Source organism: Mucilaginibacter mali, from assembly GCF_013283875.1.
GTDB classification, from domain to species: domain Bacteria; phylum Bacteroidota; class Bacteroidia; order Sphingobacteriales; family Sphingobacteriaceae; genus Mucilaginibacter; species Mucilaginibacter mali.
Map to the genome: position 1 here is coordinate 5,091,139 of NZ_CP054139.1, position 19,440 is coordinate 5,110,578.

The window sequence follows — 19,440 nt, forward strand, 5'->3', positions numbered from 1 at the left end:
GTAAAATCGCCTTTTTTGTTAAGTGTAGGGAACTGAAACAGTTATGGCTGTTCCGTCGCCCGGTTTTGAGCGGATAACAACCTCGCCGCCAATAAAAGCTGCTCTTTTTTGCACATTATGTAAGCCCATGCCCCGATTAATGCCATGCGGATCATTCGAGTTGAATCCTATCCCGTCATCAGTAACACAAAGGATCAACGTAAGGCCGGTATATCTTACCTCGATTTTTATATCTGTAGCAGATGAGTGTTTAATAATATTATTTAGTGCTTCCTGTAAAATACGGAACAAGATCAGGTCTTTCCGGGTATTATCGCCGCCGGGTAAATTATCATCGATTTGATAGCTTATGTGGTATTTCCCAAGCCGCTGTAGCCACCCTACTTCATGTTCTACGGCTTTAGCTAAACCAGCATTCAGTAATTGATCGCCTTGCACCAGGTGTGCCAATTGCCTAAGTTCTTTTATCGACCGCAGGGTTAGATCAATTGCACTATTTACCTTTTCCTTGACCCTGAAATCGGCATCAGTATCTATGGAATTTAGGGTAAGCGAGGTAAGGCTGAGCAGTTGGCCTATATTATCGTGCAGATCGTTCCCTATTGTTTGCATGGTTTGCTCCTGTATCTCAAATTGCGACCGCAAAAGAATATCCTGAAATTCAGTCCATTGGATAAAGCTTTCGCGTTTATGCCTGAGATGGAGCACTGCCATTGCAATGACCACCAGGATAATCAGCATTACAAATATTATTGTCAACGCGGTATTATCAATTAGTTCTTGTTCGTATATGTACATATCGACGCTATAAAAAAGCAACCATATAATATATCAGTTAAACCCTGCTGAAAATTCGATTGTAAGATTATAATCCAGGTGTCTACCCGCAGTGTTATCATATCAATAATATCCGCTAATACCACCTGGCACCCAAAATATAGCATTATACCAACCGAGAGCCATAAATCTGGATCGGCATAAATTGGGCTGAAGGTGTTGGTGTTGATATTAAACAGCAGGTGGGTGAACATTAAAAAAAGCAATATGCCCTCAATTTGCATGTTGATTACCGGCCATAATGCGAACTGGTAATTAAAATAAGATAATACTAAACTAAGTATGGTAAAAACAGGAATTGTATACCCAGCCCATATACGCCACTTACCTGGTTTAATGGCCCTGATATAATAAACGCTGTAAAAAGCATATTGTATAATGATAATAATATGCCAGCGCCAGGCAATTGAGATTTGTTTAGGGAAAGGTTTAAATGGATTGTGCTCAAAAAAGAAATCCCGCATATGCCATAAATTGACGACATCAAACAAAATAATGCTGCCAATTGCCCATAGCATCCATAGGAGTTTCAACTTGCCCTTTTTGTAAGCCCGGTCAAATAAAAACAAAGCCGAAAAAAGCAATACGTGCTCCGGGATACAACAGAATTTTAAAAAAACACCTGTTTTAAAATGCAAAGCACAAATTACCGCTATAGACATGGATTTTTTTGCTTTTATAAAAGCTATTTGTATCAAGCAATATCACAATTCTACGATGTTTTTATTACCGTAAAATCGCCCTTTTTTGGAACGGTAATAAAAAAGCCGCCTTTGTGAGAAGCGGCTTTTTTTGATTTCCTTACACGTTATATTCCTTCTTCCACACCGCCATCTGCTTACCATACAAAGCCTGGTTGGCCAGCGCCACACAAACTGCCGTTCGGGCGCCAGTATAGATGTTCGAGTCTGGTAATTTGCCCGATCCTATCTTGCTGTAGAAATCGTTCAGGGCATACCAGGTGCCGTCTTTGGTTGGCTCGGGCAGGATAGGGCTGCCGCCTTCCTTATTCCATACAATGCGGGTTGCGCCGGTAACACCATCCACCACATCGTTACCTTTCAGCACGTCCTTTTCGGGATAGAACATGCCCTGATCGGTTAGCAGTGATACGGTGCCCTTTGTGCCTTTTATTTTAAACAGGTAGCCATCGCGCGAGTTACCACAGGTGGCGCCGAAATTGCCGATCATGCCTTGCTCTGGATAGCGCAGCATTACCTGTACGTTATCGTAAGTTTCACGTCCATCCTTAAACACGTCGATGCCACCGGTGGCTGTAAATTCTTCGGGATGGGTATCAAACGCCCAGTTAATAAAATCTATCTGGTGCGATAGCAGTTCGGCTACCAGTCCGCCCGAATATTCCTTGTACATCCGCCAATTGATCTGCCTTTCAAGCGAGGGATTAGGCACCGGCCTGCGCCAGTTGGCGTTGCGGTCCCATCGGCAATCTACCTGGCTGATCTTGCCCAGATATCCCTTATTGATCATCTCCTTAACCCTGTAATACAGCGGCGAGTAACGGTACTGGTGCCCGATCTGCACCACCTGCTTTGGCCTGCTTTTTACCAGCTTCACCAGGTTAAGCGCCTGTTCGATGTTATAGGTCATGGTTTTCTCCAGGTACAGGTGCTTATCGGCTTTCAACACATCCACCGCAATAGGGTAGTGCATATTCAGCGGAACAGCTACGATCACCGCGTCCACATTCTTGTCATCGCACAATTGGCGATGATCGGTATAGGTTTTCCATGGTTCGCTGGTCTTGTTCATCTTTTGCGCTTCGGCTAAGCGAAAGTCCAGCACATCGCAAATAGCCGTTACTTTAAATTTATCCGGCGATTTTAAGGCTACGCCCATCACACCCTTGCCACGGTCGCCGCAGCCGATCACAGCTATGCGTACTACACCTGCTTCATCGTTCAATCCTAAAATGCCCGGTGTTTTATTCAACAACAATCCACCGGCAACTATCCCGGTGTGTTTAATAAAAATGCGTCGTTCCATTATCTTCTTATCTCTCTTTTTTATATCCCCTGAAGCCTGCCGTAACTGTATCGGCAACGGCGCCATTGGGTTTTTGGTAAATAATGTAAGCCCCAATATCGGTTCTTTTCTGTAAAAATTGCAGCGATCGCTTTAATCCCATTGCAACAAAGCCATTATCATAACCATCGGCCGTAATACCATCCCGCGCCCAAACCGTAACGCTGATCACATCGTTATGTGTCGGGTAGCCGGTTTTAGCATCCATAATGTGCGATATCTGCTTCCCTCCTGCCTCCAAATGTTTACGATAATTGCCCGATGTGGTTACCGCGCCGTCGCCCGGTTCGATAATTTTACGGAGCGGGGATGGGTTAATGTCGTTATCATCAATAGCTTCTATCCCTATCTTAAACGCCTCGCCATCGGGTTTATGGCCTTTGATGCGCAGTTCGCCGCCAATTTCGGTTACGTAATTGTATATATGGTGCCGTTCCAACATGCCCGCCAACAGATCGGCAGCGTAGCCCTGCGCAATGCCGTTCAGGTCTATCTGTACATCCGGCAGTTTTTTATGCAGGTAATTGCCTTGCAGCCAAATCTTATCCGTACCGACGTTTTTCAACAATGCCTTTACTTGCGCCGCGTTGGGAAATTGTGCCGGCTTCTTCACCCCAAACCCCCAGGCATCAACCAGTGGTTTCACGGTTACATCAACCAAACCACCGGTGGCATGGTTTATTTCGATGGCCTTTTTTATCAGTATCTTAAAATGCTCATCAATGCGGATCCCTTTTTTTGAACTGTTGAACTTGCAGATAAGCGAGTGGGGCTGATACAAGGAAACCGCCCTGTCCAGCGTGGCTAAAAGGCTATCGGTTTGGCTTTGTGTAACCGTGCTATCGGCCGCGTAATAGGTAAGCTGATAGGTGGTACCCTGCGAGTAACCGGTAATATGGTATTTGTTTACCTGGGCGCTGGCGGGTAAAAACAGTGCTACGTAACATAAGGTTATCAAAACACACGATCTTGATCTTGCTCCCATCCGCATCGTTATCAGGTAGCAATGGGTTTCAAACCCATCGCTATGGTGGTATTTTTAGTGTTGTTTACTTCAACTCTTTGATCTTGATATTACGATATGATACCTTATTGCCATGGTCCTGCAGCAGGATATGGCCTTTGGCGGCCTGGCCAAAATCCTTCCAAACCTTGTATTTGCTGATGGCAACTAAGTCCTTATATTCTTTCGAACCGCGCTCGTACGATAACACTTTTGTACCATTCAGCCAATGCTCTACGTGGTTGTTAGGGTAAACACGGATCTCGCCGCTGTTCCATTCACCAATGGGTTTGATAATAGAAGCCGGTTTGTTTGATGGGATCAGGTCGTACAGTGATGCCAGCTTACGGTCGCCATCGCGGCCCAGTTTGGCATCTGGGTGTTTTTCGTCGTCAAGCACCTGGTATTCCAGGCCGATGCCTGATTTATCGGTTTTTTCCAGCTCGGTTACAAAATATTTAACACCGCTATTGGCACCGTCGGTTAGCTTGAAATCAAATTTTAAGATAAAGGCGCTATATTCTTTAGTGGTAACGATATCGCCGCCAAGGCCCTCTTCCTGGCCGTTTGAGCTTTGTACGGTCAGTTCGCCGTCTTTCATGTCCCAGCCCTTATCGGGGAATTTATCTTTGTATATCGCGCGCCAATTGGTGGTGGTTTTGCCATCCCATAGCATGGTGAAGCCTTCGGATTTTTCCTTGGCGGTTAGGGTATTCAGTTTTTGCGCGCTGGCGCTGCCCAGCGAGAGGGCCACTACGGCTAACGATAAAATAATACGGTTCGATCTGTTCTTCATATATGGTTGGTTCTTTAAATGGCTTAATTGGTTTGATGGATGTTAGTTCACCTATCGATTGCAAATTAGCTGCAATAGTTGTTATAAAATTAACTATTTCTAACCTTTTATACCACCATATTAACAAAAACGGCGAATACCCCATACGCAGGCCGGCCATTTAACTCACCCGGTCGTGGCTACGCCCAACCACCCTCTCTCCGCTGCGCTGGAAGAGGGGACAAGATTGTTCGATATTGCTTCTGCCCTCTTTTCGCGCAGCGAAGAGAGGGTCGACCAGCGAAGCGCGGTCGGGGGGAGTCTATACTCAGTACAACAACTGATCGTAAGGATAACGCGCCGTATGGATGGCGATCACCTTATCGTACAATAGCTTTCTGAACTCATCCACATTTTCCTTTTTAGTAGCCGAGATAAAGATGGCCGGGTTGCTGTTCTTACCCATCCAGCTTTGTTTAAAATCTTCCAAACTCATCGGCTCGGTGGGATCTTCAGGGTGAATGGGCTGCGGTTTGTAGGCATCTATCTTATTAAACACGGTGATCATCGGCTTATCGATGGCGCCCAGGTCCTTCAGGGTTTCGTTAACGGTGTTGATCTGATCCTCGAAGTTGGGGTGCGATACATCCACTACGTGCACCAGGATATCGGCTTCGCGCACCTCGTCCAATGTCGATTTAAAACACTCTACCAAATGGTGTGGCAGCTTGCGGATAAAACCTACGGTATCCGACAGCAGGAACGGCAGGTTCTCTATCACCACCTTGCGCACCGTAGTATCCAGCGTAGCGAACAGCTTGTTCTCGGCAAAAACATCCGATTTGGACAGCATGTTCATAATGGTTGATTTACCCACGTTGGTATAACCCACCAGTGCCACACGCACCAAAGCTACGCGGTTTTTACGCTGTGTTTCGTTTTGGCGGTCTATCAGTTTAAGGCGTTCTTTTAACAGCGATATTTTGTTCAGGATCAAACGCCTGTCCGTTTCTATCTGCGATTCACCCGGGCCACGCATCCCGATACCACCCTTTTGGCGCTCTAAGTGCGTCCACAAGCGGGTAAGGCGGGGCAGCAGGTATTGCAGCTGGGCCAGCTCTACCTGGGTTTTGGCTTGGGCCGTTTGCGCGCGGTTGGCAAATATATCCAGGATCAGGTTACTGCGGTCCAATATCTTCACCTGTAGTTCGTTCTCGATGTTACGCAGTTGCGATGGCGACAGTTCATCATCAAATACCACAATATCTATCTCTTCCGATTTTACATAATCACGAATTTCTTCCAGCTTACCCGAATGCACAAAGGTGGCCCGGTCGGGCTTTTGCATGCGCTGGGTAAATGTCTTCACGGTTAACCCGCCGGCGGTCATCACCAAAAACTCAAGTTCTTCCAGGTACTCTTTGGTTTGCTCGTCCGATTGCCCCGGTGTGATGATCCCCACCAGTACCACTTTCTCCTGCTTCACAGCAGTATCATAAAATTTTTGCTTCATTAATAAAATATTCTCGGTACAAAGGTAACGTTAAAAAAATATAAAAGTTTAGGTTACGATAGCGATGTCCCAAGCATACGGCGTTTACTCACCCGCCCATAGCTGAGCTTGGGCGGGTGAGTAAACCCGGCATACCCTCTAATAGCGATGGGTTTGAAACCCATCGCTAAGCTCCAGCCGGGTGACAAAAAAAGTTAACACAATGTAACATAATTTAACCCTGTTTTCATTATAAATAATTGATTATAAATGCTTTGTCTTTAAAATCCCTTGTAAACATGTTACACGGAATTTATTCCACCATTTCCTGGCTTAAAGGATTCAATTTTTTCAATGTTTTTTCACAGATAAGAATTTTTTCTTATTTTTATTTCGCTGTATATCAGCAAATTATCATTCACTCTCGTAAAATCGTTTTGAACATAAGAAACTATTCTTATGTTTGTCGACATGAAACCTATCTCACGTTCTAATGCCCTTGCTATCAGCCTGTTCAAACGGTGCTTGGTGTGTACCGTTATCCTGATATCCTGCTTCACGCAATCAGCCTCGGCCCAGCAGGGATATGCCATAAAGGGTAACCTGGCCGATACCGCTCTGCGTACCAAAATGTTCAACAGCACGGTTTATGTGCTGAACGCCAAAGATTCCATTCTCACTAAATTTATTTACGCTGCCGCGGACGGAGGGTTCAGCATTAACAATCTGCCGGCTGGTAACTATATCCTGATGGCCACCTATCCGGATTATGCCGATTATGTAGAACCCTTCTCTTTAGATGCAGCGCATGCCGGTCTCGATTTCGGCACCATCAGCATGCAATTAAAATCGCGCCTGCTGAACGAGGTGATCATCAAGGGAGGCGTAACCGCCATCAAAATAAAGGGCGATACCACCGAGTTTAAAGCCCGGGCTTACGTGATACAGCCCAACGACAAGGTGGAAGACCTGCTGAAGCAACTCCCCGGCATACAAGTAGACAAGGACGGAAAGATAACCGCCAACGGCGAGCGTGTGAACAAGGTGCTGCTGGATGGCGAGGAATTTTTTGGCGATGATCCGACGCTGGTCACCAAAAACATCCGGGCCGATATGGTGGACAAGATCCAGCTGTATGATAAAAAAAGCGACCAGGCTACCTTTACCGGTATCGACGACGGCGTGAAAACCAAAACCATCAACGTAAAGTTGCGGGCCGATAAAAACAACGGCATGTTTGGTAAGGTAGATGCAGGTATCGGCAGCCAAAACTTTTACCAGGCGCAGGGGCTATACAATCACTTTAAACCTGGCGAGAAATATGCCGCTTACGCCACCGCGGCCAATAACGGCAAAATCAATTTGGGGCAAGGCGATAATAGCCGCCTCGGCTCGGGCGGCAATAATGTGCAAGTGGGGGATGTGGTGATCGTACCCGCGACTTTGGCTGATGAGCAGGACGGCGCTTATGGTACCTACAATGGTCGCGGCCTGCCTGTTGCCCGTACCGGCGGGCTGCATTACGACGGTAAGTGGAACAACAACAAGGAAATCATTAACACTAATTATAAGGCCGGCTACCTGGCCACCAACGGGGTAACCAATACATCAACCGAGCAGCACCTGCCCACCGGCGATCAGAACAATAACACCAGCCGCAATTTTGATAACTCGGCGTTCCGCCAAAAGCTGGACGCGGCCTTCCAGGCTAACCCCGATTCGGCATCGGGCATTAAAGTGATGGTAGATGGTACCCTGAAAAACGCGACTACCCGCAGCAATTACCTAAGCACAACAACCAACGGCAGCAGCAACCTGCTCAACAGCAACGTGCAAAGCAATAATAACACCGGCAATACCGGCATCTTTAACGCGGGTGTGCTGTATACGCACCGGATGCGCAGGCCGGGCCGTACATTCTCGTGGAACGTAAACGAAGCCTATAACCGCAACCAAAGCAATGGCTACCAAAATTCGGTCATCGATTTTTATAACACGACTGGTGGCAAGGACAGTACCCGGCGCATCGACCAGTATAAAACTACCGATGTTACCAGTTCGTTATTGAGCAGCAATGCCACCTATACCGAACCACTATCCAAGGTGCTGGCCCTGATATTTAACTATGGCCTGGGCATGAACAACAGCAGCGCCGACCGCCAAACGTTTGATGCGTCAATGCCGGGAAATTACAACCTGCTGAACACAACTTTCAGCAACAACTATCGTTTTAACCAGTTCACTAACCAGGCAGGCGCGGTGTTCAATTATCACCAAAACAAAACCATATTGACTTTCGGCAGTAAGGTATCGCAGGTTGATTTTAAACAGGTGAACCTGAACAGCAACGATATTTATCGCCGCGATTTTATTAACCTGGCACCGCAGGTAAACTACCAGTACAAGGCATCGCAACAGGCCAGCTTTTCGATGAGTTATAACGGAAATACCATACAACCCACCATCGATCAGGTGCAGCCGGTGCGTATCAATAACGATCCGCTGAATATCGTCTTAGGCAACCCCGATCTTAAGGCATCGTTCAGCAATAATTTCAAGTTCAATTACCGGCTTTACCGGTCTATCAGCAACCATGGAGTAAGCGTTGGCGGTGGTTACAACCTGGTATCTAACGCCGTTGTTAACAATATCACTACCGATGCCACCGGGAAAACCATCACCCAATACCTTAACCTGCAGGGGCAAACCCCGTTCAGGTATAATTTAAACACCAATTATTATATGATGATAGCCCCTATTAACACCAGTATGAGCCTGGAGTTTAACACAACGGGCAACATCAGTTATAACTATATTAACAACGTGCTGAACAAATCCGAAGCGTACAGCTACGGCTGGGTGGCCGAATTTCATAAGTCGAAGGCCAACGCGCACTACTTCCAGTTTGTATTCGCGCCAAATTACACGGTAAACAAGATCTCGCTACAGCAGCGGGGTAATAATAATGCCTGGGGGATTTATTCCGACGCGGTGGCCTCTGTTTATCTGCCCGCTAAATTGCAGGTAAGTACCGATTACAATTATAACTACACTGCCGCCACGGCCAGCTTCACGGCGCAAAGCCGCATGATCTGGAACGCTTCCATATCCAAAGCGTTTTTTAAAGACAACGGCCTGAAGTTAGCAGCCACGGTAAACGACCTGTTGAACCAAAACGCCAACTATAGTCGCTTTATCACGGCCAACAGCATCACCCAAAGCAATACCACCGGCATCAGGCGTTACCTGATGTTCTCGCTCACCTGGGATTTTAACAAAATAGGCGCAAGCCCTCAAAAGAAGTAAAACGATGAAAAAGATCAGCATAGCCATAATCTGTATTTTAACCTGTTTCAGCGGCGTATTCGCCCAGCAGGCCCGGTTCACCGTTAACGGCACTATCGAGTTTGATAAAACCGTGAACGCCTACGCCCTCATCCGCAAAGGGCAGATCACCGGGAAGTTTGCCTCCGGCAACGAGCGCGACCTATTGGAGCAATACCAGGTAAGCAATCCGCAGTTTAAAACCCTGAAAAGTACGCTCAGCTTTGCCGGCAATAAAACGCTGTTTACGCCGGTAGATCGCTCTTCTGTAAAGGGGCAAGGCTTCGAGATCCCCTCATCGGCCCAAAACAACATCGTTTATACCGACCACACAGCCGGAACAGTAACCATACAAAAGGATATAATGGGCGATAACTTTTTGCTAAGCGACAGCACCCGCAAAATAAAATGGAAGATAACAGGTGAAACGCGCGAAATAGCCGGATACCCCTGTCGCCGCGCCAATGGACTGATGATGGATTCGATATATGTGGTGGCCTTTTTTACCGAAAAGATCCATGTGCAGGGCGGCCCCGAAAGCTTTGACGGATTGCCGGGAATGATACTGGAAGTGGCGCTGCCACACGATAACATTACCTGGAAGGCGACTAAGGTAACCGATATGGTGATCGCCACCGATGTGGTGAAGCCGCCCAAAACAGGCAAAAAAGTGGATGCTACGGGATTGATGGAGGTATTGAAGGGGATCACCAATAACAGGCCCCCTGCACAGGCGGGCGTAATTATGAAAGCCTACCTGTTGTAAAACAGTTGGCTTGCTATCATAAGAAATATTTCTTATTATTGTTTTATGAAGAACAAAAAAGATAAAAATACAACTACCGAGCCTACCAAATCTGAACTGGAGATCTTGCAGATCCTTTGGAAGAATGGCCCATCGACCGCGCGCTTTGTGAACGACCAACTGAACCAGGAGACCCGCGAGGTGATCTACATGTCGACCCTGAAGCTGATGCAGATTATGGTGGAAAAAGGCTTTTTGAAAAAAGACGAAAGCCAGATGAAGCACATCTATTGGGCCGCTATTGAGGAAGGCAAAACGAAGGGCGTGTTGCTGGATCGGGTGGTGGATACCATCTTCAACGGATCGGCGGGTAGCCTGATGATGCAACTGCTGGGCGATAAAAAACTATCGCCGCAGGAGATGGAAGAATTTAAGGAACTGATCAAAAAAATGGATCAACAATAAACACGATTATGGACAATCACTTTTTCTCTGCCTACTTTTCCGATCAAACCATTAAAGCCGTTTGCTGGACGCTGGTCCACTCGCTTTGGATCGGCCTGGTGGTAGCCGCCCTGGCCGGGCTGGTCATTGCGCTTACAAAAAACGCTACGGCCAACATGCGCTACAATTTACTTTGCGCCCTACTGGTGCTTTTTGTAGCGGCCTGCGGCTTTACCTTTTTGTGGGAGATCAGTGATGTGCCTGTCCAATCGGCGGCTAATGGTAATCTTACCGTCGCAAGCGGGACCGGCACCCCGCAGGGGCAGGCCGTAGCAGTTGCTCATGGCATAAGCTACGGGAATGTTGTAAACGTATTTAACCGTTTTTCGGGATGGATATTTACTATTTGGCTGCTCTGCTTCGTATTTAAAGCTATTAAGCTTTGCCGCGAATTGCTGTATGTGCAAAAAGTAAAAAACACCGGTATTACGGGCATTGCCGGGGAGTGGCAGCATACCGTTAATATCCTGAGCCAAAAGCTGGGGGTCCGCAACCGGGTGACCTTATTAGAATCGGAACTGGTGAAAGTGCCGGTGACCATCGGCTACCTTAAGCCCGTGATCCTGCTGCCGGCTGGCATGCTGCTGCAATTGCCGCCCGGACAGATCGATACCATCATTTTGCACGAGCTGGCACATATCCTGCGCCGCGATTATTTGGTGAACATTCTGCAAAGTGTCGTCGAAACGGTATTCTTTTTTAACCCGGCCATCTGGTGGTTGTCGGCACTCATCCGCGAGGAACGCGAGAACTGCTGCGACGATATAGTGCTGGAACAGGTGCAGCAAAAGCGCAATTATTTAGAGGCGCTGATGGCCTTCCAAAACTTCGAAGCAACTTGGGGTAAGTTTGCCATAGGTCTCAGTCTCCGTAAGCATTCGCTGATGAACCGCCTGCGCCGCATGGTCAATAAGGAAAATCAAAAGCTAAACCCGGGCGAAAAGATCGTGTTGTTGAGCGGGATGATCCTGCTCTGCATCTGCACCTTTGTGCCTAAAGCCAACAGTGAGATAAGGCACGGCGCCGCTTTTATTAAAAAGCATGTGGCCGCAGTGTTGCACCCCAATCAACCTGCGGAATTGCCGGAGGCAAGGCATATCGTCAAAATATCCGCGCCTAAAACCCGATTGATGAACGCCCCGGTTGATAGTATCCCGCAATCATTTAAGCCCGATACCCTGCCGGCCATCACCAGTATAAAATTCAGGAAAACCAATGCCGACAGCGCCAATAAGGAGATGGATATACTGGATAACAAAGGCACGCATTACTATGCAAAAGTGGAGAACAACCGCCTTATCGCGCTCGAAATTAACGGCGTTAAAACCGCCGAGCAGGATTTGGGTAATTACCAGGGACTGCTTCAATACTTTAACGATAGCTTTAAACGGATCCATCAAAAAAAGGAAAACTTCAAAGCCGATGGTGCAGCTAAAATGCAGGACCAGCGCGCCCGCGACCTGGAGCAAATGAAGATGGCCCGCGCCGGTAAAGCGAACAACAAATTTACCAAAATGAACAATGACTCGCTGCAAGCGTTTAAGCAGGCTAACGCGAAGAGCAAGACGCCGGGGCCGGGGTTTGAGAAAAAAGGATCATATGTAAAGATCGCCGACAGCTTGGCCTGGCATCAACAAAAGCCACAGAAGCATATTCCCCGCGGCCCGGATAATTCAGCCGACCAGGCCCGGGTTCGGGGTGTGATAACGGTATTAGTGCAGGAGAAAGTAGTAGCCAGCGCCGCTGATGTAGATTGGTTTGGTTTGGATGATGAAGTGCTGATGGTGAACGGGCAAAAGCAGTCCGACGCTTTGCATCAGCGGTTAAAGGAGGCTTATGGTATTAAGCCTAAGTATGGCTTGTTTTATGGGCCGAGTAAGTTGACGGGATCGGGGATACATATGGATAAGGGGGATATGTAGTAATTCAACCAAACCGTCATCCTGAGCGATAGCGAAGGATCCCCGACTTTGCAAGCCGCTCTGCTTGTTTGGGATCCTTCGCTATCGCTCAGGATGACGGACTATTGATGGGCCCCTACCGCTTAAAAAACTTATCCTTTAACAAATGCCCCATCACCCCATCGGCATAGCTTGACCCCATGGCGATGCGGGCATCGCCCAGGTGCAGGGTATTGCCATCAATGGTGTTGATGCGCTGCGCGTTTACCACGTAGCTTTTGTGTACCTGCATAAATTGCGGCGTTGGGAGTTTTTCCAATATGCCTTTGATGGTAAGGTAGGCAATGAGTTTGCCATTAACCGTGTGCAGCACCACGTAATTGGCCATGGCCTCCACATATAGCAAATTGTTGTAAACTATCTTCTCCAGTTTGCCATCGCATTTAATAAAAAAATGATCGGCTTCGGTATTGGCAGGAGCAGCCTTGTTGTCTTTCAAAGTCTTCAACTCGAATGCCTTTTGCGTGGCTTTCAGGAAACGCTCTAAGGAGAACGGTTTCACCAGGTAATCAACCACGGCCAGTTCAAAGCCATCAAGCGCGTATTGGCCGTAGGCGGTGGTCATAATCACCATTGGCAAGTTCGGCACCGAGCGCAGGAACTCCATACCACTCATTTTGGGCATGTTGATATCCAGAAAGATCAGGTCGATGGCCATACTGTTGATCAGCCCGGTAGCCTTGAGCGGGTTAACGGCAGTGCCGACCAATTCTAAAAAGTCGGTCTCCTCGATATACTCCTGCAACAATTTGCGGGCAATCGGCTCGTCGTCTATGATCAGGCATTTCAGTTTCATGCGTCAAACAGGGTTAAGGTTACAGCGTAGGTGTTTTCGCGGTCGTCAATTTTTAATTCGTGCCTGCCGGGATAAAGCAGTTCCAGCCGGCGTTGGGAGTTGGCAATACCTAAGCCAGATGAACCCTCCTCGCGGCTGATAAAAGCATCCTTAGTATTTACAATGTGAAATATCAACCGGTTATCCTTATGGCCCAATTCAATGCTGATGGAATTATCGCGGTCATCGTTATAACCTACGTATTTAAAGGCGTTCTCTATAAAGGTGATGAGCAGCAGGGGGGCGATCTTTAGGCTGCCGCTGATATTGCCATCGCAAAAGGATACGCGGATTCGCTCATCTATACGGCTTTTTTGCAGGTCGATATAATTTTTAATATAGTTAAGCTCGCGGTCCAGTTCTATCTGCTCCACGTTGCATTCGTACAATTGGTAACGCAGCATTTCCGAGAATTTTAGCAGCATCTCCCGTGCGGGTTTGTTGCCTTTGTCGATATGCCCATAAATGGAATTGATGGAATTAAACAAAAAGTGCGGGTTAAATTGCGCCCGCAGAAAGTTCAGTTCGTTAGCGGCCTTTTCCTTTTCTATCTTTTCAATATACATCTCCGACCGGATCTTTTCGGCCACCAGCTTCGCGGCCAGGATGCAGGCCACCCAAAACAGAATGTTGACGAATGAATCGAAAAATACGGTTACGATATTGAAGTGGCCGGTATTTACCCTGAACAGATAGGTCATTACCAGCCACGATACCGGCACCCTTAACACCGCTGTAACCGCTATCCCTAATAAAAAACACGCCCCGAATTTTACGTATTGCTTTTTGTTAAGCAATTGCGGGATAGTGTACAGCGTGTTAAAGTAAAAATTGGCGGCGATGAATACCAGGTAACAAAACTGTATGGTGATGGCATGCGTAAGCACCAGCGTACTGTTGCGGAAAACAAACACCCAAAAGATGTATGCCATCAGCCAAAACAGGAAATGATATAGCAACGGGTTCTTTTTCAAGTGCTTGTTGTTATGTATCGATTAGCATAGCGGCCTTACTCACCCCGACGTTGCTTCGCTTGTCGGCCCGCTCTTCGCTGCGCGCGGCAGCCGGCAGGAGCTATATCTGATAAGCCATCCCCCTCTTTTGCCAAAGGCAAGAGAGGGTGGTCAAGCGTAGCGATGACCGGGTGAGTAAATAGCGCCGTAGCCAAAATTACAATTATTTCGGTTCCGCACCATCCGGAAAGGCCTGGCCCTTGTGGCAGGTGTTACAGTTAACCACCAGCGCGTCGGTACCCAGCTTAGGGTGCTTCACTTTAAAGTATTTTTTATTCAGGCCGATGGTCATGCGCATCATGGCGCGGGCAATTTCCTTTTCAGGCTTGGCATCGCTGGCAAAATCAAGCCCGTGGCCATCGGCGGCGTTGGCGTGGCAAAAGTTGCAGGTAACGCCCAGGCCATCCTGGAAATCGTCTACCATCATCCCCTGTAATTCCTTCGGGCTGATATTTTTTGGCAGCACCTTAAGGTTGGTATATTTTACCTCGGTTGGTTTGGCCGGTGTGGCGGCAACGCAAAGCGCTATAACCGCGCCGAAGCCGGCTATGACGAGGTGTTTTTTATTTAGTCTGATCATTTGTTATTTGTTAATTCCCCTTTTGAGAGTAATAGCCCGGTCTCCCTGCTTCCGGGCGCCACTACCCCTTAACTCCCACCACATCCAAAGCAACCGTCAACTCATTACTGATGGTACTGGTACCGCCAACCCCAAAATCCTTACGGTTAATTTTGAATGTGCCTTTAAAGGAGAGCCCGTTGCTACCGGGTGTTGCGGTAAAAGGGAACGAGATATCTTTAGTGGTGTTTTTAATAGTTAGCTTACCGCTCATGGTATAGCTTCCTGCCTTGCCTGCCGGTGTAATTTTAGCAGACACAAAATGGATGCGCGGGTAATTCTTCACATCAAAATAGCTATCCTCCTGCAGGTGCTTATCGCGCAGGCTGTTATCTGTGTTAACGGTTGCGGCATCAATAGTGATATCAATGTTGCCATTGGCGGGCTGGTGTTCATCAAAGTTGATGCTGCCTTGCAAGCCTGTAAACTTCCCCTTTACATCAAAGCCTAAATTGCCGATGGTAAATTGTACCGACGATGCCTTGTCGTCGGGTTTGTATTGGGCGGCGGCTGTATGTATAGTTAGAGCAGCCACCGCTATAAATAACAGGTTCTTCAATGCTTATTCGGGTTTTATCAGTGGGATATCGGTTATGGCCAGCGTGCTGTTATGCTCTACGTAGTTTACGCTGGTAAGGCCCAGCATGCTGCGTAGTTTTTCGGCAGGCACCTTCATTGGTCCGGGTGATGGAGCGGCGCCGGGAGCCGGTTGAGGGAACGCGGTTGAATTAGCGGTATGGAACGTGATATTCCCCTCTACCTTTTGGATGGTTTGGTGGATATGTCCGTTCAGTACCGATACCGAGCCGAAGCGTTTTAACAATGCCAATGCCTGGGCGCTGTCTTCGGTACCCCAACCCCATTGCGGGTAAATGGCCCACATGGGGATATGCGCAAATACCACGATAGGTGTACTGGCAGATAGCGGCTTCAGGTCAGCCTCCAGCCATTTAATTTGCTCGGCACCAAGGTAGCCAAGGCCGCCGTCTACATGGTTGGTTACATTCACCAGACCAATGAAGTGTACGCCATTACTGTCAAAACTGTACCAGCCATCGCCTTTGGTGCCTTTGCCAAAGCGCTCTAAATACAACTTGCCGTTATCTGTTACGTCATGCTCGCCGGGAACGTAGAAGATCTTTTCGGTCTTTACGCTTTTCAGTGCCTGCTCCAGCGTGTCAAACTCATCGGCCTGGGCCAGGTGGGTGATATCGCCGGTGTGCAGTACAAATGATGGCCGCGTTGGCATAGCGTTGATCTTATCGATGGCTACTTGCAGCGTGCCCACCACATCAGGATTAGCAGCTTTGTTAAAGCCGATATGGCTATCGCTGATCTGCACAAAGCTAAAATCCGACTTCGGCATTACCAATCCGCTTTTCAGGTTGCCGGTGGTATGATCTATCATCTGGCTCATACCGAATGACTTCAGCACGCCACCGGTCATCATCCACAATACGCCGGTACCGGCCCAGGCCATACATTCTAAAAATCCGCGGCGGTCGATGCCATCACTGTGGGCATCATTCGCGTGTTCGTTGTTGTGATCCTTCATATTTCTTTTCAGGTGATTTTTAATTTCATCACGAAAAAAGATAATCGGAACAACGTGCTATAAAAATTTACATGAACCCCGGGATTTACTTGATGAAAAGCAATCCCGGCTGATTTCGGTACAATTCATTTAGCTAATTTGGGCTAAAGCCCTACTGTTACTTCCATTAAACCGTTGGCTAAAGCCAACGGCAATGAATACGGTTAACCATCCGGGATTCTATATTTCATTGCAGTCCCCTTTAGGGGGCGGTTGATATAAAACAGGTAAATGGCTTTAGCCAAATCACAGTCTTTATTTTAAAGCAACCTTCTTTCATAGATGATTTTCATCATCCTAAAAATCAAATATTTTGCCCATCTTGCTGCATAAACCCATCTATTTATGAAAAAGTTATTAGCCCCGATTATTTTAGTGATAGCCCTGCTTTGCCCAGCAAAAAATGTCTTGGCCCAGCAAAAAGCCGTAGCCCGTATGGACCATCTTGCCATACTGGTAGACGACCTGCAAAAAGCCACCGATTTTTATAAAACCCTTTTCGGACTGGAAATCGTCCCCGAGCCATTTCACGATGGCAAGCATACCTGGTTTAGCCTTGGGAACGGCGCATACCTGCATGTAATAAAAGGCCCAAAAACCAAAGATCATTACGAGAAGAACGAACACCTGTGCTTCAGTGTGCCGTCGGTAGAAGAGTTTGTGAAAGCGCTGCAGAAGCGGGACATTAAGTTTGAAAACGCGGCCGGTAAAACCGGCGAGATCACCGCCCGGGTGGACGGCGTAAAGCAAATTTATTTCCAGGATACCGACGGGCATTGGCTGGAAGTAAATGATGCGAAGTAGTCGCGAATCTTATTGGTACGAGTAGCGATAGCGACGAAAGCCTCACCCTGCCCTCTCCAAAGGAGAGGGTTCTAAAACTTCTGAAGTCCTCTCCTTTGGAGAGGATTTAGGTGAGGCCTCTGCTAACTACAAGATTGCCGCGCTATCGCTCGCAATCACAAATTTTTAAGCTACCGCTTTACCTTATTCAGCACCAATTGCCAATCGGGATAGTTCTCGCTGGTGCCTTTTACTTTTTGTATCAGGTTAATAGCATCGGGGAAAAAGTATTCGGCCAGCAGCAGCGCGCCAATGCCGTTTTTTGGCTCAAACAGTGTACCGGCCACATAGCCCTTCTCACCGTTAGCTGCGCGCTTTTTATCAAAGGCTACGGTGCTGTTCACAAACTCGCCGTGGGTTTTGGCCCCGCTGATAAACGGCACCAGCCAATCGGTTGATTTTTTAATGGATGTTTGCCCGGGCGATTCGTAGTTGTAAAAATCGGTGCCGGTAGCACGTTTAATAATAATGGCCAGCTTGGTTAGCGGCTCCAGATCGTAAGTGTGGTAGTGCAGGGCATCGCGCAGCTTAAAATCAATACTCGATCCATCGGGCAGCAGGTTTTTGCCTATCTGTTCCTTTATGCCGTCAACAGCGAAGTCGATGTACTTTTTATCGTTAATGGCAAAGCCTATCTCGCCCACTTCTTTCAGGCGGTGCGAGTGCCAGTTATTGTACGATGTCTCGCGGCCCTTCTTCATCTTGTTGATCTCCATCTGCGCGGTTTGGGCCAGCCAGGCGGTGATCAGCTTATTATTAGCGGCATCAACATCAGCCTTAATAAAATCATAAGCTTCAACCGCCGGATCAAGGTTGGTATCGTCAATCGGGTCGCCGTTGGGTACGTTCTTCTGCGACCAGGCCGCTAAAAACTCCACCGCTTTGTTCAGGTATTTCTTATCGCCATTTAAACGGTAAATGAGCGCCAGCGCATACATCTTGCGCATATCTTTAAAGGATTCCCAACTGGCGGTCTTCTTCGGGTCGCCTTGCAGGCGGCCTTCGGTGTGGATGGTATCAATGGGGTTAGGTGTATCGTTCAGCGCGCCATCGGCGGCCTTTTGCCATTCGGCCAGGCGGGCTTTTGCCGAGGCGTCGGTGCTGCAAAGCTGCTTCAACTTGCCCAGTTCGGATTTGTTAAGACTAACATATTGCGCCCGGCTGCTAAAGGCACAAAATGCCAGGGCTGTTAACAGGAATACTCTCTTCATGATGTAAATTGGTTTACAGGTATGAAGTTATAAAAGCTAATTGGTTTAACGGGCAGAAAAGTTCTTCGCCGGATTGGCTTTTTGTTAAGCCGGGTAGGCATGGGTTTTGTTGATATTAATAAATAAAGCAGTAACTTTATATTATGACACTGGTGGAGTTAAAAAATTCGATACACGAGAAGATAGATAATCTCAATGACACTCATTTTTTGGAGATGGTTAATGATTTGCTTATCCAAAAAAACGTTTTTGTTATTCCTGAACATATGAAAGAGGGCATAAGGCAGGGTGAAGACGATATTAGAAACGGAAGAGTTTTCACTATGGAAGATTTTGAAAAGAAATATGAAGAATGGCTAAAAGAATAGTCTTTTCTGAAAAATCTTTTCGGGATATTAATCGAATAGTTGAATTCAATAATAGAAGAAACCTGTCTGATAGATATTCAAAAGCATTTGTTAAAGGGTTGAACAAACGACTAAAATTATTACTAAAACAACCCCAAAGTGGTATCGCTACGGATGCAGAAAATACGCTTTTATTAATTGGGGATCAATATTATATCTTCTACATGTACGATGAATTAGTTATTGAGATAAAATCGATATACCATCAAAAAGAAAATGTTCGATAAGGAT

Annotated in this window: 18 protein-coding genes; 7 read left to right on the top strand and 11 right to left on the bottom strand. The window is 47.2% G+C overall.

Translation table 11 applies throughout. The features are described 5' to 3' along the window. Nucleotides 1–18: 18 nt before the first annotated feature. The 5 genes from HQ865_RS21530 to hflX all read right to left on the bottom strand — a co-directional run bounded on the left by HQ865_RS21530 (nt 19) and on the right by hflX (nt 6,174). Nucleotides 19–798 carry a sensor histidine kinase gene (locus HQ865_RS21530; protein WP_173416883.1) on the bottom strand — a complete coding sequence of 260 codons (780 nt, stop codon included), beginning with the start codon at nt 796–798 and terminating at the stop codon, nt 19–21. 840 nt (nt 799–1,638) lie between these two features. Continuing rightward, on the bottom strand, nt 1,639–2,844 hold the full coding sequence (locus HQ865_RS21535) for a Gfo/Idh/MocA family protein (RefSeq protein ID WP_173416884.1): 1,206 nt from the start codon (nt 2,842–2,844) through the stop codon (nt 1,639–1,641). Between the two features lie 7 nt (nt 2,845–2,851). Then, entirely contained in the window at nt 2,852–3,841 is a 990-nt protein-coding gene (locus HQ865_RS21540) for an FAD:protein FMN transferase (protein WP_173416885.1), read from the bottom strand. A 91-nt stretch (nt 3,842–3,932) separates the two neighbouring features. Next, nucleotides 3,933–4,682: a 3-keto-disaccharide hydrolase gene (locus HQ865_RS21545; protein WP_173416886.1), complete on the bottom strand. Its 750-nt coding sequence runs from the start codon at nt 4,680–4,682 to the stop codon at nt 3,933–3,935. 307 nt (nt 4,683–4,989) lie between these two features. Continuing rightward, nucleotides 4,990–6,174, bottom strand: a complete 1,185-nt coding sequence (gene hflX, locus HQ865_RS21550; RefSeq protein ID WP_173416887.1) for a GTPase HflX — start codon at nt 6,172–6,174, stop codon at nt 4,990–4,992. Between the two features lie 450 nt (nt 6,175–6,624). Here hflX and HQ865_RS21555 point away from each other — a divergent pair, with 450 nt between their 5' ends. From HQ865_RS21555 to HQ865_RS21570, 4 genes are read left to right on the top strand one after another with little or no spacing between them, the layout of a single operon-like run. Then, a complete protein-coding gene (locus HQ865_RS21555; RefSeq protein WP_173416888.1) occupies nt 6,625–9,459 on the top strand; it encodes an outer membrane beta-barrel family protein in 2,835 nt (944 codons plus the stop codon). A 4-nt stretch (nt 9,460–9,463) separates the two neighbouring features. Further along, nucleotides 9,464–10,243 carry a GLPGLI family protein gene (locus HQ865_RS21560; protein ID WP_173416889.1) on the top strand — a complete coding sequence of 260 codons (780 nt, stop codon included), beginning with the start codon at nt 9,464–9,466 and terminating at the stop codon, nt 10,241–10,243. 45 nt (nt 10,244–10,288) lie between these two features. Beyond that, the gene (locus HQ865_RS21565) at nt 10,289–10,687 is read left to right on the top strand and encodes a BlaI/MecI/CopY family transcriptional regulator (protein ID WP_173416890.1); all 399 of its coding nucleotides are present in this window, start codon (nt 10,289–10,291) and stop codon (nt 10,685–10,687) included. Between the two features lie 8 nt (nt 10,688–10,695). Further along, nucleotides 10,696–12,648 (top strand): M56 family metallopeptidase, encoded by a 1,953-nt coding sequence (locus tag HQ865_RS21570; protein WP_173416891.1) that lies wholly within the window; start codon nt 10,696–10,698, stop codon nt 12,646–12,648. A gap of 115 nt (nt 12,649–12,763) precedes the next feature. Here the strand turns inward: HQ865_RS21570 and HQ865_RS21575 are convergent, their stop codons facing one another. The 5 genes from HQ865_RS21575 to HQ865_RS21595 all read right to left on the bottom strand — a co-directional run bounded on the left by HQ865_RS21575 (nt 12,764) and on the right by HQ865_RS21595 (nt 16,709). After that, nucleotides 12,764–13,483, bottom strand: coding sequence for a LytR/AlgR family response regulator transcription factor (locus tag HQ865_RS21575; RefSeq protein WP_173416892.1), 720 nt, complete (start codon nt 13,481–13,483; stop codon nt 12,764–12,766). Continuing rightward, nucleotides 13,480–14,496, bottom strand: a complete 1,017-nt coding sequence (locus HQ865_RS21580) for a sensor histidine kinase (protein WP_173416893.1) — start codon at nt 14,494–14,496, stop codon at nt 13,480–13,482. The genes HQ865_RS21575 and HQ865_RS21580 overlap by 4 nt, the downstream gene beginning before the upstream one ends. Nucleotides 14,497–14,698: 202 nt before the next feature. Then, entirely contained in the window at nt 14,699–15,115 is a 417-nt protein-coding gene (locus tag HQ865_RS21585; RefSeq protein WP_173416894.1) for a c-type cytochrome, read from the bottom strand. 61 nt (nt 15,116–15,176) lie between these two features. Then, complete coding sequence (locus HQ865_RS21590) at nt 15,177–15,713, bottom strand: YceI family protein (protein ID WP_173416895.1); 537 nt, start codon at nt 15,711–15,713, stop codon at nt 15,177–15,179. A 3-nt stretch (nt 15,714–15,716) separates the two neighbouring features. Beyond that, nucleotides 15,717–16,709 (bottom strand): metallophosphoesterase family protein, encoded by a 993-nt coding sequence (locus HQ865_RS21595; protein ID WP_173416896.1) that lies wholly within the window; start codon nt 16,707–16,709, stop codon nt 15,717–15,719. A gap of 384 nt (nt 16,710–17,093) precedes the next feature. On the opposite strand from HQ865_RS21595, the gene HQ865_RS21600 reads away from it, so the two are divergent. Beyond that, nucleotides 17,094–17,552 (top strand): VOC family protein, encoded by a 459-nt coding sequence (locus HQ865_RS21600; RefSeq protein WP_237073530.1) that lies wholly within the window; start codon nt 17,094–17,096, stop codon nt 17,550–17,552. A 170-nt stretch (nt 17,553–17,722) separates the two neighbouring features. Here the strand turns inward: HQ865_RS21600 and HQ865_RS21605 are convergent, their stop codons facing one another. Next, nucleotides 17,723–18,802, bottom strand: coding sequence for an alginate lyase family protein (locus tag HQ865_RS21605; RefSeq protein WP_173416897.1), 1,080 nt, complete (start codon nt 18,800–18,802; stop codon nt 17,723–17,725). A 143-nt stretch (nt 18,803–18,945) separates the two neighbouring features. On the opposite strand from HQ865_RS21605, the gene HQ865_RS21610 reads away from it, so the two are divergent. Both HQ865_RS21610 and HQ865_RS21615 read left to right on the top strand, forming a co-directional pair. Continuing rightward, nucleotides 18,946–19,170, top strand: coding sequence for a hypothetical protein (locus HQ865_RS21610; RefSeq protein WP_173416898.1), 225 nt, complete (start codon nt 18,946–18,948; stop codon nt 19,168–19,170). Further along, nucleotides 19,155–19,436 (top strand): type II toxin-antitoxin system RelE/ParE family toxin, encoded by a 282-nt coding sequence (locus HQ865_RS21615; RefSeq protein ID WP_173416899.1) that lies wholly within the window; start codon nt 19,155–19,157, stop codon nt 19,434–19,436. Before HQ865_RS21610 ends, HQ865_RS21615 begins: the two co-directional genes overlap by 16 nt. Nucleotides 19,437–19,440: the final 4 nt, after the last annotated feature.